The sequence below is a fragment of the Bacillus sp. FSL W8-0519 genome (assembly GCF_038005585.1).
Classification (GTDB): domain Bacteria; phylum Bacillota; class Bacilli; order Bacillales; family Bacillaceae_G; genus Bacillus_A; species Bacillus_A paranthracis.
This window is the reverse complement of the sequence record NZ_JBBOTL010000001.1, coordinates 2,328,339-2,343,666: the sequence shown is the minus strand read 5'-3', so window position 1 is coordinate 2,343,666 and position 15,328 is coordinate 2,328,339. Positions and strand designations below refer to the sequence as shown.

Here is a 15,328-nt window from a genome sequence, read left to right as displayed (position 1 = left end):
TATGTAGTCTATATTAAAGTACACGTTCTGTTTGCAGAGATAATAAGCGATGCCAATCAACAACTGTTGGGTTCTCTGCTAAATCCGCAAAAGTAATCTCCTTTCCTTCGCGACGCCACTTCTCTACTAAACTCATAATTCTGACCGAATCAAGTCCTCTATTTAATAAATCTTCATCAGTCCCAACACTCTCTACTGGTTCACGAAGTAATTGTGCAACTAGTTCATGTACTTTTTGTAAAGTGATTTCATCATCATCTTTTAAACCTTGTAACTCTGTTAACAAACTATTAGTTGATGTCGTTACTGCACATCTATTTGACGCATACTCCAACGCTTGTTTATGATGTTCTAGTGAAAAATCAGCAACTGCATCCGCTACAAAGAACGGCTGAATTCCATCCATAAATGCTTCACAAGCTGTTAAAAGGCAGCCAATATGCGCATAAATACCGCAAATAATGAGTTGATCTCTTCCTTGTTCATTTAAAATTTCTAATAGATTTGTCTTTTTAAATGCACTATATCTCCATTTTGTTAAGAATATATCATCCTCATCAGGAGTAAGTTCATCGACAATTTTCTTTTTATCTGGTCCAGCAGGAATACCGTCCCCCCAAAAATCTTGTAATAACCCTCGTTGTTCTAGTGTTTGTCCACCCGGTTGCGCTGTATAAACAACTGGTATACCAAGTTCCTTACATTTTTCTCTTATCACCTTAATATTTGAAATGAGTTCTACTTTCGGTGACTCTTTATCGCTATATGCATCAAGAAAATATTCTTGCATGTCATGGATTAGAAGAACCGCACGTTTCGGATCTGGTTTCCAATCCACTTTATTTTTTGGTAGTTCTGATTCAATTGGCATTTTATATACTGAAATAGATGGGATAGCCATCTAATCACTTCCTTCCGGTTTTTATTATTGTTTTACTGTAATAAGTTTTTCAGCAATGACTTTACGTAGTTCTTTTTTGCTTACCTTTCCAACGCCTGTTTGCGGGAATGATTCAATAAATTCAATTCGATCTGGAATCTTATAAGCTGCTATACCACGCTCTCTTAAAAATTTTTTTAATTCACTTACTGCCGGAGCTTGTCCGCGAGCTATAACAAATGCACAAGTACGTTCTCCTAAATAATCGTCAGGCATAGATACAATCGCTACATCATGTACTGCAACATGTGCTAATAGATGATTTTCAACTTCTTCCGCGGCAACTTTCTCACCACCACGATTAATTTGATCTTTATCTCTTCCTTCTACAATGATGTAACCTTGTTCATTTACTTTCACAAGATCTCCTGTGCGATAAAATCCATCCTTTGTAAACGATTGTGCATTATGCTCTTCTGCTTTATAATAACCACGAATTGTATATGGCCCTCTTGTTAATAAACTACCTACTTCGCCAGGTTTTACATCGTTGTCATTTTCATCAACAACTCGTACTTCATCGAGTGCAGACATTGGTCTACCTTGTGTATAAATAATAATTTCTTCCGGATCATCTAATCTTGTATAGTTCACTAATCCTTCCGCCATACCGAATACTTGCTGTAATGTACATCCAAATGTAGGGCGTATACGTTTTGCAACTTCAGCACTAAATTTCGCGCCACCTACTTGAATCACTTCTAGACTCGATAAATCGTTATTACGTGAAGATGCAGCATCAAGCCATAGCATTGCTAATGGTGGTACGAGAGCAGTAATCGTAACTTTTTCTTTTTCAATAAGTGCAAATGCCTCATCTGGACTACCTCCAGTTGCCAGCACTACTTTTCCACCCGCATAGAAAGTTCCAAATGTTCCAGGAGAGCTCATCGGGTAATTATGTGCTACTGGAAGAACGGCCATATAGACACTCTTTGCACTTAAATTACAAATTTCAGCGCTAACACGTAAACTATAAATATAATCATCATGCGTTCGAGGAATTAATTTAGAAAGTCCTGTTGTCCCTCCTGATAATTGGAGAAACGCAACATCACTTGGCTGAACTTCTGGTAATGGAACGGGATCTATATATAAATCACTTATGTTCACAAATTCTTCTTCTTCTCCCACTACAATTACATGTTGTAAAGTTGGCACTTTCTCTTTCACTTCTCTTGCTAGTTTTCGATAATCAAAACCGAGAGCTTTATCTGAAATAACGTAAGCACTCGCCTCACCAAACTCACAAAAATAACTAATTTCACTGCTTCGATGTGAAGGTAATGCAAAAACAGGAAGTGCCCCAATTCGAAATAGTGCAAAACATACTTCGAAAAACTCAATAACGTTAGGTAGCTGGATTACAACTCGATCCTCTTGCTTTATTCCTAAATTCAGTAGCCCTGAAGCTAATCGATCTACTTTTTTATCAAACTCACTATACGTAATATGCGTATTACCACTTACAACTGCAATTTGATCGCCATATTTTTCAGCTCGCTCTCTTAACATCCCGCCAAATGTTTCCCCAAGCCAACACCCTTCCTCTCGATAACGATCAGCAAATTCTTTTGGCCATTTTGTATAACCTGTTAGCATTCTTTCTGCCCCCTACTTTTCATTAAGTGAACTATCATTTAATCCTAATGCTTTCAACATTGTTTGGAACTTAGCTGATGTTTCTGCTAATTCATCTTCTGGTTTTGACTCAGCAACAACGCCCGCTCCTGCATATAAACGGAGTGTATTTTCTTGTACTTCAGCACAACGAATTGTAACAATCCATTCACCGTCTCCATTTAAATCACTCCACCCTAGCATTCCTGTAAAGAATTCACGGTCAAATGGCTCAATTTTTTGAATCGCCTCTCTCGCTTCTTCCATCGGTGTGCCGCAAACTGCTGGCGTCGGATGAAGAGCAATTGCTAATTCCAAAGAAGTAGTATTCGGATCCTTTAGTTCACCTTTCACTTCAGTAGATAAATGCCACATCGCTTCACTATGAATAACGGATGGCTTTTCCGGAACATGTAATGTATGACAGTACGGACGAAGCGCTGCAGCAACTGCTTCTACTACTACCGCATGTTCATGTAAATCTTTTGGAGAAGAAAGTAATTCCTCTGCTCTTCTCTTATCTTCAGCTGAATCCTCACTACGTGGCCTTGAACCAGCTAACGGATTAGAAATAACTTGCATACCATTACGTGAGACGAGTAATTCAGGGCTCGCTCCAATTAACGTCTTACTACTCTCATTTTCATCTTTCGATACATTCACAGCAAATGTATATCCATGCTTATTATGCGCTGCTAATTCTCGAAGAAGTTTTTGCTTATCAATCTTTTCGGAAGAATTAACATCTAACGATCTGGATAGAACGATTTTTTTTAAATCCCCGCCCTTTATTTTTGCAATTCCTTGCTTCACACCATTCATATACACTTCAGGCGCTGGCATTGACGTCATTTCGAATGTTACGTTCTCATTTGTTTCAAACTGATTTGTTGTATTCAATTGTAAACGCTCAGAAATTCTGCTATATTCTGGTACGATAAGTTGAACTTCTTTTCTACGATCAAATGGCAAGGCACCGACGACGATAGGATTCGGATTTCCTGCTTGTTTTGCATTACGTAACACTGCTTGTACAAGCTCTGGAAAACTTTCAATTTCATGATGCTTTACTGTAGTAAACTCTCCTTCTGCTAATATCGTTCGAGTTGGTGAAGCAAAAAAGAATGAAGATTCAGTCTTATAATCTTCTAGTAATTTTTCTGACAGTTCCTTTACAGCCGTAAATTCCTTCATTGTATAGTAACCCCCTGAATTTTTTATTAAACGCCTAATGTAGCTCCGCCATCAACACATAAATTATGCATTGTAATATGACTAGCTTTATCTGAAGCTAAAAACAATACTGCTTCAGCAATTTCTGAAGGCTGTGCAATTTTTTGTAACGGTATACCGAGTCTATATGTACTTTGAGAACCAGCAATTATATTTTTTTCTCCATTCTCATCAGCCCATAGTAACCTTTGCATTTCAGTTTCAGTAGAACCTGGAGAAACTACGTTACAGCGAATGTTATACGCTGCAAGTTCTAATCCTAAACATTTCATAAACATCGTCGTAGCAGCTTTTGATGCAGCATATGCAGCCATCTCCATTCTCGGCGTATTTGCTGCATTTGAACCAACTGTAACAATTGCCCCTGACTTTCTTTGCATCATATGTTTACTTACTGCTCGGGACATATAGAAAACTCCTGTAGAATTTACAGAAAACGTTTTATTCCAATCTTCATCACTTAACGAGTGAATCGCTCCCATACGTAAAACCCCTGCAACATTTACTAATATATCTATTGGCGCTATTTCATTTTCAATATCATTTACCATCTGTTCAACTGCGGTACTATCACTCACATCTAAGCAAAACGTTTTCAAATGTATTTCATTTAAGAGTTCGTTTAATCCCTCTTCATTTTGATCAACCGCAATAACTGTAGCTCCTCTTTCTAAAAACATTTTAGCAACAACACTACCTATACCTTGAGCTGCACCTGTTACTAAAACAGTTTTCCCATCAAATTCCCCTAAGTTCATTTCCTCTATCCTTTCATTTAAAAATCAATCTAATTAAACAAATAATGATAATGATTATCATTATCGATGTAAAAAATAATACACTTACTAAACTAATTGGTCAAGTGTACTTTTCATTAAAATATTATTCATTGATAATGTTTTTCATTTAATGTTCTTACACCGAAATGATAATCTTTCTCAATAAACTTGTCAACCTATTTTTATTTTTCAGATAAAAACTTTAGTGCTTTTCAATACAATTACATCTAAAAGTATTAATAAACACTTACATTAATACTTTAATTCTTACTCCTCTTTGTAAAAATTGAAGATGATAAACTGAAGGTCTCTTCAGTTACAAAGCCTTAACAAAAAGTCGAACATTTATTTTCTCAATATTTGTCTGAAAATATATCTTGCAAACATCAATTCATATTTTCTTTATTATTTAAGATTTAATACATATTTCGAATACGATGTATCGATTTATTATATTCCAATATAATCCAAACGGATATTTCACTCACTTTTATATCAAAAAAAATAAAAAGTAATTTAACCTTGTTAAAATAACTCAAAAAAGCACCCTATTTAACAGGATGCTTTTTCGTAACTATAGTGTTATAGAAGATTTATATACTTATGCTACGCTGCGATACGCTTCTTCTTGTTCTTTTTTCTGTTTAGGTGCTCGAATTAAAATTGCGATAATGAATGACACGACACATAGTACGCCAATCACCATAAAGGTTGGTTTGAATCCACCTAGAAGTGCACCGATAAAGGAACCTGCAAGCGCTCCAAATCCAAATCCTTGATACACAATTCCGTAATTCTTACTATGGTTTTTCATACCGAAGAAATCACCAACAATAGCTGGGAAAATAGTAATATTTCCACCAAAACAAAACGCTACACTTGCTACACATACGAAGTAGATACCGTAATTCAAATCTACGAAACTTAGAACTAATACCGAACTCGCCATAACCACAAAAGTACCCGTAACGATTTTTAAACGACCAATTTTATCTGATAACGGTCCTAGAATAATACGGCCTAATGTGTTAAATATTGCAACCATAGCCACCGCATTAGCTGCTGTCGCTGCACTAAGCCCTACAAGTTGAACACCAATGTCTTTTACCATACCAATTAAGTATAAGCCACTCATACATGATGTAAATAACATGATGAATAATAAGTATACTTGTTTTGTGCCTAACATTTCTTTCATTGTATATTCATGAGTGTTTGTTTCCTGAACTGCACCTTGATCAGCAGCTTGATGGATTAAACAAGCTCCAAGGACAATCATAGCTGTAACAATTAAACCCCAATATATAAACGCTTGCGATACACCAACGGAATCGATTAACTTTGCATTTATATATTTGAAAATTAAGCTACCTGTACCATATGCAGCTACAGATATACCAGAGATTAAACCTTTACGTTCAGGGAACCACTTAATTAAATTAGATAGTGAAGTAATATAAGCTGTACCATCTGCGTAACCTACAACAACTCCTGCTAGTATATAAAGCAATATTAACGAAGAAGCTTGTGAACTAAGTACTAATCCTAGTCCTAATGCTAGTCCAGCTATCATAATAAGTTTACGAAGTCCCCATTTTTCTTGCAATTTACTTGCAAATAAAGTTGAAAATGCTAAGGAAAGACTAGTAATTGAGAAAGTTATCGCAACCGCGTTAAGACTCCAACCGTATTTACTAACTAAAGGCTGATTGAATAAACTCCATGTATATATCGTTCCAAGTCCCATTTGAACTATTACTGTACCAAGGACAACAAGCCATGGATTAACCTTTGATTTTTTCATACCTTTCCGCCTCCTCTTTCTATTTCAATGCTTTTCGCTAAGTCTTGTTTTTTTATGTTCATTTTGGTCATCTCTTTTGATTTAACACCCTCATTGTATAAGATGTTTTCAGTTATGTAAGCACTTACAAGACAAGGCGTCAAAAACATGGAATCAGTTACAGAAAACGAAGGATGAAATACAAAAAAATGTTTTTTAAATACGTAATAGTTGTTCATATTGTTTTGTATAAGTTAAATTTACATATGTTTTTGAATCCTTTTTTCAATAGTAAAACAATAAAACCGTCTCTTTAATAAACATTAAAGAGACGGTTTTATTAAATTAATTCATAAGCCTGACTTTCTTTATACATTTATAATTGTTTCTTCAAATGTAATAATTGGCTCTACAAATTCCATCATAATGAAAGCATTTTTAATACGTCTTGTTAAAACTTCTTTTAATTCTGCACACATTTCTTCTGTAAGTGATTTTACAAATACAAAGTTGTGATAATACATCACACTCTTCTCTTTACTTAAAGGATTTAAAAACATCCCCTCTTTTGTAACGAGAGCGTTAGAATGCCCCGCTAAAGTTGAAAGAAATGTCTCTAAAATTTTTATTTCTCTTTTTGAAAATGCTTCTTCACAAACTACTTTAATATTCATTTCTGTTATCATTTATATATTCCCCCAACCATTTTTTCACAAGGGGATACTATTAAATCTTTACACAACTCCCCTTGTCGTTCAAAAAATTCACCAGAAAACTAAGTTGACTAACTTGTTTTTTCCCTTTATTCATATAAATCTCTCCTTTCGTATATATTACTTCTCCATTTGTAATTGATTACCTTTTTATATTGAAGTTTTTCTATGTTTTTAATTGGAATTTCACCAAAAGGGATCTTATTCCTAAACATATATTTTTTTGTACTCCTAAAAAACCCTTACTTATTTACTTTACGTTTTGGGCTACATAGTATTTGTCTTTTAAATAATTTGTTTAGCTGCAGTATATATTACATAGAAATATTGTTTCACTGATGCTGAAAACAATTTACTTTGCTTATAATAAAATATAACTTTTAGCATAGGAGTACTTTATACTCTTCTATTAGACTACAAATATTTTTTTGATAAATAAAACTAAATATTCACTAATATACTTATACGTGGTTTAATATATATAATAAAAAATATTTCTGTCTTTAATGAGGAGGTACTATGAAAGCAAACGTAGGGGATACTATACTTTTTCAACGAAACAATTTAAAGATTACAGGATCTGTATTAAAACTTTATACTGAATCGGTCTTAGTTGAAATTACAAATGTAAGCGGTGGTACTTTTGAATTTGATCGAACAATTGTAAATCATAAAAACTATAAAGTTTTAAATGCAAATACATAAAACAACACAAAATAGCTCCTGCTAAACAGCAGGGGCTATTTTATATAAAAATATTTCACTAGTTTATATACCCTAAAACATTAACAATCTTACTCGCTTTTAAATTGTTAATATGATAATAAATTTCTAAACCTCTTCTCTCTGCTCGTAACACTTTACCCTTCATTTTTGATAAATGTTGTGAAACAGTAGATTGCGGGATGTTCAGTAACTCTGTTAATTGTGTTACATTACAAGTTTTTCTTGTACTTAATTCATTTACAATTTGCAGTCGGATTGGATGCGCCATAATTTTTAAAATATCTACATCTTCTTCTGAAACTAAAGTTTTTTTCATTTCACTCGTATATGTTGTCATAAGACATTCCCCTTTTATATGAATTCCATTTTTATAAGATCTATTTCCAAAATTTTTAAAACCCTCGATTAAAACTTTCATATAGAAATAAAAGGATTTTAAATTTTTGAAAACAGAACTTACATTCACTTTATTTATTTGGTACATATACATAATACAATGTTAATATGTGCTCTATGTGAAGTTCGCATAAATTTGTAATGAAGATTTTTCAAATAATTCACATCTAACTACATATTTCCTCCTAACACTATCCAGTGATTTTAACATATTTTAGGCGTTTGTATATACTATCTACAAAATAAATGTTATTTAGGGGGAATTCAAATGCCTACAATGTTACAAGAAGAAGTTGAAGAAGCGCGCGAAACATATGTCAGTCGTATCATTTTGGTCGGTGGATCGGCTTTATTTTTAGTAGGTGGTGTTATCTCGGCAATTTCGGCTTTTAAAGCTTATAATCGTTTGGAAAATACGCCGTCTTCTACAGATAACTCATAGGTGAATTATCTAATTTTGAATAACAAATAAAGAGGCTGTCCCAAAAGATGCTTTTTAGCCAAAATCGTATAAAAAGTGAAAGGCAGAAATGTTGATTTTATAACATTTCTGCCTTTTCGATTTCATGTGATCTTACTTCGAAAGAGACTTATGAGACAGCCCCTTTATTTTATCAAAAGTTCTATACTAAAGAATCGCAAATAATATGAATTACAATTGAACTTACTTCACCACAAACCGTGTCTGACTACACCCATCCTTCTGCTTCGTTACTTCTAATACAGCTGGCATTGCGTTTTTCAGCTCTTGAACGTGTGAAATGACACCGATAAATCGGCCTGATTTTTGTAAGTCAATTAATGCGTCTACAGCTTTTGTTAATGACTCCTCATCTAATGAACCGAATCCTTCGTCGATAAACATCGTTTCGATGGATATACCACCTTCATATGCTTGAATGACGTCTGCCATTCCGAGCGCTAAGCAAAGCGATGCATTAAATTTCTCGCCGCCAGATAGAGTTTTTACATCGCGTGTTTGGCCTGTGTACGCGTCGTATACATCTAGACCTAATCCACTTTGACGATTTCTCTTTTCAACTCGTTCACTTCGTTTTAAATAAAATTGTCCATTTGATAATTTACGTAATCGTTCGTTTGCAATTTGAACAATTTGTTCTAAATACTCAATTAAGATGTAACGTTCAAATGATATACGGCTTTCGTTATCACCTTTCATTACTTCATATAAGTCAACAAGTTCTTGGAAAGCTTTTTCTTCCTCATGAATTTGCTCATCAATACGTCTAATATTTTCATGTAAATCAGAAATATATGTTACCGCATTTTGCGCACGTTGACGTTTTTCTTTAATGATATCAAGGTTAATTTCTAGATCTTTTATATGTTCACCTAACGCTGTAATATCCATATACTCTTTATCTTTTAATTCACCCTGTAACTCTTCAATTTGTTTTGCAAGTACTTCAAGAGATGAATAATAGCTTTGAATTTCTTTTTGTAACATATCCATCTCGGCATCACTTAATTTCGCTTCTTTATACGTAATTTGATCTGTAAATCCACTCTGTTCAAGCTCTTTCATAAAGCGCGTGAAAGTCTCTTCTTTCTTCGATTTTGCACTTTCAAATTGATTAGAAGCACCTTCCTGTTCTGCTTGAATACGTATATTTTCATTTTGCCAATGTTGATACGCCTCCTGCACTTTCTTCCATTCGTCCTCCATTAATTTGAGCTCATGCATAGCTTGGTCAAACTGGACTTTCCAAGCTTGGACTGTTTGTAAGTTTTCAGGAATGTTTTTCTTATCATGTTCATATGACGTACGAAGCTGCATACAATCCATTTCTATACGGTGCTGTTCTGTTTCTACCTCATGTTTTTGTTTCTGAAGTGCATCTACTTTTTCTTCTATGCTTTTTATTTTCACAGCTGTTTGCTTACGCGTTTCTTCACTTGCTTTTAACGTATTCACTTCAGTTGCTAATTGTTTTCCTTTTTGAACAAGCGCACTATATGTTTCAGCTAATTCTTCTGAGCGATAACCTCGCTTCTTAACCTCTTCTATTACTTGTTCATATTGAAGATGATAGAAATTCCATTTCTCCTCTACTTGCACATGTAATTTTTCAGCAATGTTCTTCTTGTCTCTTAAATCATTTAACTCTTTTTCATTGATGGCATCACTTTGCTCTGAAGCTTTTTTCGGATGGTTCGTGCTGCCACATACTGGACAAGATTCACCATCATGTAGATGAAGAGCTAATATACCAGCTTGTTCACTTAACCAGCGACGTTCCACATTCTCATATGCACGAACTTTCTCTTGCATCTTAATAAATGCAGTTTCTTTTTCTTGCTCGAATTTTTGTTTTTCTTGCCATACGTCATATGCTTGCTTTAAAACTTTTGCATCTTCTCGCATATTCGTTAGTTCTTCTACTTTATCTACATATCGTTCAAGCGCTCGCTCTAATTGCTGTAATTCACCAGACATTAGCTGTTTTTGATTTGTATGCTCTTCTAATTGTCGATCTAAGTTTTGCATACTTTCTTTTAATTTTCCTAGTTGAATTTCTGCATTTTGTAAATTCAACTGTTTCTCAGCTAATGATGCAATAATCGGTTGTAACTCTTCTAATCTTTGAACAAGTTTTTTTGCATTTTCTCTCTCAGGTTCTTTATTCTTTACTGCTTCATATTTCTCCTGAGCAAGTTCAAAATTATTCATTATATTTTCTTTTTTAGCGATAATTTGTTTTAACAAACTTTCAGCTTTCTGCTCATTTTGCATTGCTTCTTCGTACCACTGTTCAAATGGTAATAAGCGCTTCGCTTGTTCCGCACGCTTAAAAGATATTTCTTTCATTTCAATTACTGAACGTTTTTCTTGTAAAGTATTATATTTCTCATTCTTTTGTTGTAAATCTATAAATTTCTCATTTACAGACTTCGCTGCATGAAAACGTGTTTCAGCATCCTTTAATTGCTTCGTTTGAATATCTTGTTCTACTTGTAATTGCTCCACCTCTGCCTTATACGCAGCTGTCTCTTGTTCTAATGCCTCTACTACTTGATGCGTATTTACATGGTCTTGTTCCACTAATGTCTCTAATAATGCTCCATCACGAATTGGTAATTTAAAAACATTACGGAAATATAACTCTCGCTCTTTCTGTTTTTCTTGTAAGACGTCTTTCCATTGTTTTCGTTTTTGGTCAAGTAACTCACGCATTAACTTATAACGATCTGTTTTAAAAATACGACGCAAAATCTCTTCTTTGTTTTCTGTCTCAGATGTTAATAGTTTTCGGAATTCCCCTTGCGGTAACATAACAATTTGGCTAAATTGATGTTTACTTAAACCAATTAAATCTTCTACTTTTTTATTTACATCCGTTACATGGAAACGATCAACAGCCGGAATCTTCTCTTCATCAATTACTTCATATAATTCTACTGCATGTCCCGTAATCGTCTTGTTCCCTTGTTTTTTATGTCCCAGTTGTCGTTTTATTTCATAACGTTTCCCTTTTAACTGAAAGGTTAATTCTACGCTTGTATACACATTATCATCAGCAAATTGACTGCGGAGCATGCTCGTATCACTTCGTTCTTCTCCGCTTGCCTCACCATATAAAACATAACAAATCGCATCAAAAATCGTTGTCTTTCCGGCGCCCGTGTTTCCAGAAATGGCGAAAATACGATGCTCTCCCAAATCGTCAAAATCAATTACTTCTTTCTGTTTATATGGGCCAAATGCCGTCATAATAAGCTGAATCGGTCTCATCCTCGTTCACCTTCCCGTTCTTGCACTGTTTGTAATACTTCTACAAATAGACGTTCTTTCTCTTCTGATAAATCTAAGCCTTTCATTTCTTTATAAAAAGCCTTTAATAATGATAAATCATCCATTTTATGTCTTGAAACAGTTACTTCATTTGACTCAGTGAACTCTCGTCTTTGAATGGCTCTTTCAACATGCATTGCATTTGGATAAACAGAGCGTATTTTTTCCATTGGCTGCAAGACAGGATTTTCATCTAATAATTTTACAAACACGTAATCTTCACTTACTGGATGTTGTAACAATTCATCTATTTTCGCTTCTACTGTTCGCATTTTACGGCGTGGTGTAAGTAACCTTTTTTCAATTGTTACTTCACCTTGCTCGTCCAATTCCACAATATAATATCCTTTTTTATGTTTTTCTTCAGAAATAGAATATGCAAGTGGAGAACCTGAATATCGAATTGTCTCATTACGTACAAAATGCGCTTGATGTAAATGTCCAAGCGCTGTGTAATGAAACTTATCAAAATAATGACTATTCACGTATTCAGCACCACCAATTGAAAGCGGTCGTTCAGCATCACTTGTATTCTCTTCCGCTTCGCCCGCAGAAGTTACAAATGCATGACCAACAAATACATGTCTAGCTTCTTTATCCATCGTTTCAGAAAGCTCATTCATAAAAATACGCATCGCATCATCATGAGAACGTACGTCTTCGTTTTTCAATACATGTCTCACTATGCTTGGATCCGCATAAGGAATGAGATGGAAGTGAACCTCCCCATATTCATCATTTAATATAATTGGCTCATATGGAAATTGAAATTGCCCCACAATAAATAATCCTTGTTTCTTCATTAAACTACTTCCAAAATGAATACGATCTGGACTATCATGGTTTCCTGCGACTGCAATAACTGGTGTTTGTAAATCAATCACTATTTTTTGCAGCACATCATTTAATAAGTCTACTGCTTCCGTAGGTGGAATTGCTCGGTCATATAAATCCCCTGCAATAATTACGGCATCTGGTTTTTCTTCTTCAACAGCTTGTACAAACTGATCTAATACAATCTTTTGATCTTCAGTCATATACACGCCATGAACAAGCTTTCCTAAATGCCAATCGGCTGTATGAAATAACTTCATGGTTTCCTGCTCCTTTTAATTTACTGAATTTAGTGATACAAGTTGATAGTTTATTGTAGTTTTTCCGTTCTCCCATTCTAACTTTTGTATCATTGCACTACCGATTCTTTCTTCATTTGATTTATATAAAGGTAATATTTCTTGAACTGTAAATAAGTGATAACCATCCAATTTTAATTGAAATATGTTTTCTTCTATATGTAATCTTACTTCTTTTTCATTTGAAATAATTTTTGTGTGCATCTCAAATTTCATGATAGATACAACCCCTTTTTCTAATCTCTACACTATTAATAGTATATTGGCTATGCAAGATTGACAAGTAAATACACGGTAAAGTACATACTTTTCTATTGCGATATGTTTTTTTAATTTCACATATAATACGGTATGTGAAATTTTATTCTTTCCAAAAATAAAAATGTCTCATATGACATCTTTATTTTTGGATAAATTCTTTCATTACATAATATAAAACTGTAATGAAAACAATCGCTACAAAAAATGAAAATACTGCAACAATGTACCCATCTTTATTTAATAAAATGCAAAAAGAAATAGATATGATAAAAATCGGAAATACAAGTCGTACTTTATCCTTCACTTCCTCTGTCGTATCTGTATGATGAAAATATTGCGTTATCCCTATCATTAAAGAAGACAAAATAATCACCGACAATAGTAAAGGTACTGGCATTCCGATTTCTCCTTTCTCTATTTCTAATGAAAAGCAATTTTTCTTTCATTATAATCACTTCAAATACTCTTTTCGAAGTGATTATGTACAATTTACACATATATAATAGCGTGTTTATCATGGTAACTTCAAATAATTACAATTACAGTAATGTTGTAATATTCATTTTCAACCTCCAAAATCCTGCAAATATAACTCGTCAAAATATGCAGTGGATAAATTAACATATACCGCCAACTTTAGACAAAATTTATAAAGGACATTTCAGTACGTATAAAGAATTAAGAATAAGAAGATATGTAAGGGAGGATGAATTATGACTGAACACGTTTTATTTTCTGTTAGCGAAAACGGCGTTGCATCAATTACTTTAAACCGCCCAAAAGCACTTAATTCTTTATCTTATGACATGTTGCAACCAATTGGGGCAAAACTGAAAGAGTGGGAACATGATGAGCGAATTGCGCTTATCGTATTAAAAGGAGCTGGCACAAAAGGTTTTTGTGCAGGTGGCGACATTAAAACTCTTTATGAAGCACGTTCAAATGAAGCTGCATTGCAGCATGCGGAACGTTTCTTTGAAGAAGAGTATGAAATTGATACATATATTTATCAATATAAAAAACCGATTATCGCTTGTTTAGATGGAATTGTAATGGGTGGTGGTGTCGGTCTTACAAATGGTGCGAAATACAGAATTGTAACTGAGCGTACGAAATGGGCAATGCCAGAGATGAATATTGGCTTCTTCCCAGACGTCGGTGCTGCTTATTTCTTAAATAAAGCTCCAGGGTATGCCGGCCGCTATGTCGCTTTAACAGCATCTATTTTAAAAGCTTCTGACGTATTATTTATAAACGCTGCTGATTATTTTATTGCATCTGATTCATTACCAAATTTCCTTACTGAACTGGAAAGTGTAAATTGGTCTAAAGAAGATGATGTACATACTCATTTAAAAGAAGTCATTCGTACATTTGCAACTGCTCCAACATTAGAAAGCGAGCTTGCTCCTTCATTAGAAGAAATTAATTCACATTTTGCATTCGATACAATTGAAGAAATTATTCATTCATTAGAGAAAGATCAAAGTTCCTTTTCTTTAAAAGCGAAAGAAACGTTATTATCAAAATCTCCTATTTCACTAAAAGTAACATTAAAACAGTTTATTGATGGACAAAATAAGTCCGTTGAAGAATGTTTCGCTACTGACCTTGTACTTGCTAAAAACTTCATGAGACATGAAGATTTCTTTGAAGGAGTACGATCTGTTGTCGTTGATAAAGACCAAAATCCAAATTATAAATATAAGCAGTTAAGTGATGTTTCAGAAGAAGATGTAAACCGGTTCTTTAACTTACTTAATGCGTAAAGTGAGAATTTAATAAGTAGGGTTTATCTCCCTCTTATTATTAGTAGAAGCAATCGCCCTTTCATACGGGATTAAATTGAGGCTATATAGTCGTATAATTACACGCCTATATAGCCTTTTTCCTATTTAATAAATTTTAATAAAATTTAATTTTATTAAAT

The 15,328-nt window shown here is 33.9% G+C and carries 14 protein-coding genes; 3 read left to right on the top strand and 11 right to left on the bottom strand.

What is annotated here, in order from left to right:
* Positions 1-13: 13 nt before the first annotated feature.
* The 6 genes from dhbB to NST14_RS12245 form a co-directional block, all read right to left on the bottom strand.
* Positions 14-901, bottom strand: a complete 888-nt coding sequence (gene dhbB / locus NST14_RS12270) for an isochorismatase (RefSeq protein ID WP_001007245.1) — start codon at positions 899-901, stop codon at positions 14-16.
* Positions 902-925: 24 nt separating this feature from the next.
* Complete coding sequence (locus NST14_RS12265) at positions 926-2,542, bottom strand: (2,3-dihydroxybenzoyl)adenylate synthase (RefSeq protein WP_229142722.1); 1,617 nt, start codon at positions 2,540-2,542, stop codon at positions 926-928.
* A gap of 12 nt (positions 2,543-2,554) precedes the next feature.
* Positions 2,555-3,754: an isochorismate synthase DhbC gene (gene dhbC / locus NST14_RS12260; RefSeq protein WP_000657802.1), complete on the bottom strand. Its 1,200-nt coding sequence runs from the start codon at positions 3,752-3,754 to the stop codon at positions 2,555-2,557.
* Between the two features lie 26 nt (positions 3,755-3,780).
* Complete coding sequence (gene dhbA, locus NST14_RS12255) at positions 3,781-4,551, bottom strand: 2,3-dihydro-2,3-dihydroxybenzoate dehydrogenase (protein WP_001048422.1); 771 nt, start codon at positions 4,549-4,551, stop codon at positions 3,781-3,783.
* A gap of 622 nt (positions 4,552-5,173) precedes the next feature.
* A complete protein-coding gene (locus tag NST14_RS12250) occupies positions 5,174-6,376 on the bottom strand; it encodes an L-lactate MFS transporter (RefSeq protein ID WP_000748916.1) in 1,203 nt (400 codons plus the stop codon).
* A 347-nt stretch (positions 6,377-6,723) separates the two neighbouring features.
* Positions 6,724-7,041: a hypothetical protein gene (locus tag NST14_RS12245; protein WP_000627294.1), complete on the bottom strand. Its 318-nt coding sequence runs from the start codon at positions 7,039-7,041 to the stop codon at positions 6,724-6,726.
* Positions 7,042-7,587: 546 nt separating this feature from the next.
* Between NST14_RS12245 and NST14_RS12240 the strand changes: the two genes are divergently transcribed.
* The gene (locus tag NST14_RS12240) at positions 7,588-7,773 is read left to right on the top strand and encodes a YkvS family protein (protein ID WP_000646792.1); all 186 of its coding nucleotides are present in this window, start codon (positions 7,588-7,590) and stop codon (positions 7,771-7,773) included.
* Positions 7,774-7,831: 58 nt separating this feature from the next.
* On the opposite strand, the gene NST14_RS12235 is transcribed toward NST14_RS12240, so the two are convergent.
* Positions 7,832-8,131 carry an ArsR/SmtB family transcription factor gene (locus tag NST14_RS12235; RefSeq protein WP_000214794.1) on the bottom strand — a complete coding sequence of 100 codons (300 nt, stop codon included), beginning with the start codon at positions 8,129-8,131 and terminating at the stop codon, positions 7,832-7,834.
* 327 nt (positions 8,132-8,458) lie between these two features.
* On the opposite strand from NST14_RS12235, the gene NST14_RS12230 reads away from it, so the two are divergent.
* Complete coding sequence (locus tag NST14_RS12230) at positions 8,459-8,632, top strand: hypothetical protein (protein WP_001142747.1); 174 nt, start codon at positions 8,459-8,461, stop codon at positions 8,630-8,632.
* Between the two features lie 222 nt (positions 8,633-8,854).
* Here NST14_RS12230 and NST14_RS12225 read toward each other — a convergent pair whose 3' ends face one another.
* The 4 genes from NST14_RS12225 to NST14_RS12210 all read right to left on the bottom strand — a co-directional run bounded on the left by NST14_RS12225 (position 8,855) and on the right by NST14_RS12210 (position 13,795).
* On the bottom strand, positions 8,855-11,944 hold the full coding sequence (locus NST14_RS12225) for an AAA family ATPase (RefSeq protein ID WP_001247429.1): 3,090 nt from the start codon (positions 11,942-11,944) through the stop codon (positions 8,855-8,857).
* Positions 11,941-13,098, bottom strand: coding sequence for an exonuclease SbcCD subunit D (locus NST14_RS12220; RefSeq protein WP_000765138.1), 1,158 nt, complete (start codon positions 13,096-13,098; stop codon positions 11,941-11,943). Before NST14_RS12220 ends, NST14_RS12225 begins: the two co-directional genes overlap by 4 nt.
* 15 nt (positions 13,099-13,113) lie before the next feature.
* Positions 13,114-13,353 (bottom strand): DUF2584 domain-containing protein, encoded by a 240-nt coding sequence (locus NST14_RS12215; RefSeq protein ID WP_000667348.1) that lies wholly within the window; start codon positions 13,351-13,353, stop codon positions 13,114-13,116.
* A gap of 184 nt (positions 13,354-13,537) precedes the next feature.
* Positions 13,538-13,795 carry a hypothetical protein gene (locus tag NST14_RS12210; protein ID WP_001145041.1) on the bottom strand — a complete coding sequence of 86 codons (258 nt, stop codon included), beginning with the start codon at positions 13,793-13,795 and terminating at the stop codon, positions 13,538-13,540.
* Between the two features lie 316 nt (positions 13,796-14,111).
* On the opposite strand from NST14_RS12210, the gene NST14_RS12205 reads away from it, so the two are divergent.
* Positions 14,112-15,167, top strand: coding sequence for an enoyl-CoA hydratase/isomerase family protein (locus NST14_RS12205; protein ID WP_000134898.1), 1,056 nt, complete (start codon positions 14,112-14,114; stop codon positions 15,165-15,167).
* Positions 15,168-15,328 lie beyond the last annotated feature (161 nt).

What these genes read in the sequence shown, in the direction of transcription:
- dhbB (WP_001007245.1), bottom strand. Translation starts at nt 901, where the DNA reads ATGGCTATCCCATCTATTTCAGTATATAAAATGCCAATTGAATCAGAA.
- NST14_RS12265 (WP_229142722.1), bottom strand. Translation starts at nt 2,542, where the DNA reads ATGCTAACAGGTTATACAAAATGGCCAAAAGAATTTGCTGATCGTTAT.
- dhbC (WP_000657802.1), bottom strand. Translation starts at nt 3,754, where the DNA reads ATGAAGGAATTTACGGCTGTAAAGGAACTGTCAGAAAAATTACTAGAA.
- dhbA (WP_001048422.1), bottom strand. Translation starts at nt 4,551, where the DNA reads ATGAACTTAGGGGAATTTGATGGGAAAACTGTTTTAGTAACAGGTGCA.
- NST14_RS12250 (WP_000748916.1), bottom strand. Translation starts at nt 6,376, where the DNA reads ATGAAAAAATCAAAGGTTAATCCATGGCTTGTTGTCCTTGGTACAGTA.
- NST14_RS12245 (WP_000627294.1), bottom strand. Translation starts at nt 7,041, where the DNA reads ATGATAACAGAAATGAATATTAAAGTAGTTTGTGAAGAAGCATTTTCA.
- NST14_RS12240 (WP_000646792.1), top strand. Translation starts at nt 7,588, where the DNA reads ATGAAAGCAAACGTAGGGGATACTATACTTTTTCAACGAAACAATTTA.
- NST14_RS12235 (WP_000214794.1), bottom strand. Translation starts at nt 8,131, where the DNA reads ATGACAACATATACGAGTGAAATGAAAAAAACTTTAGTTTCAGAAGAA.
- NST14_RS12230 (WP_001142747.1), top strand. Translation starts at nt 8,459, where the DNA reads ATGCCTACAATGTTACAAGAAGAAGTTGAAGAAGCGCGCGAAACATAT.
- NST14_RS12225 (WP_001247429.1), bottom strand. Translation starts at nt 11,944, where the DNA reads ATGAGACCGATTCAGCTTATTATGACGGCATTTGGCCCATATAAACAG.
- NST14_RS12220 (WP_000765138.1), bottom strand. Translation starts at nt 13,098, where the DNA reads ATGAAGTTATTTCATACAGCCGATTGGCATTTAGGAAAGCTTGTTCAT.
- NST14_RS12215 (WP_000667348.1), bottom strand. Translation starts at nt 13,353, where the DNA reads ATGAAATTTGAGATGCACACAAAAATTATTTCAAATGAAAAAGAAGTA.
- NST14_RS12210 (WP_001145041.1), bottom strand. Translation starts at nt 13,795, where the DNA reads ATGCCAGTACCTTTACTATTGTCGGTGATTATTTTGTCTTCTTTAATG.
- NST14_RS12205 (WP_000134898.1), top strand. Translation starts at nt 14,112, where the DNA reads ATGACTGAACACGTTTTATTTTCTGTTAGCGAAAACGGCGTTGCATCA.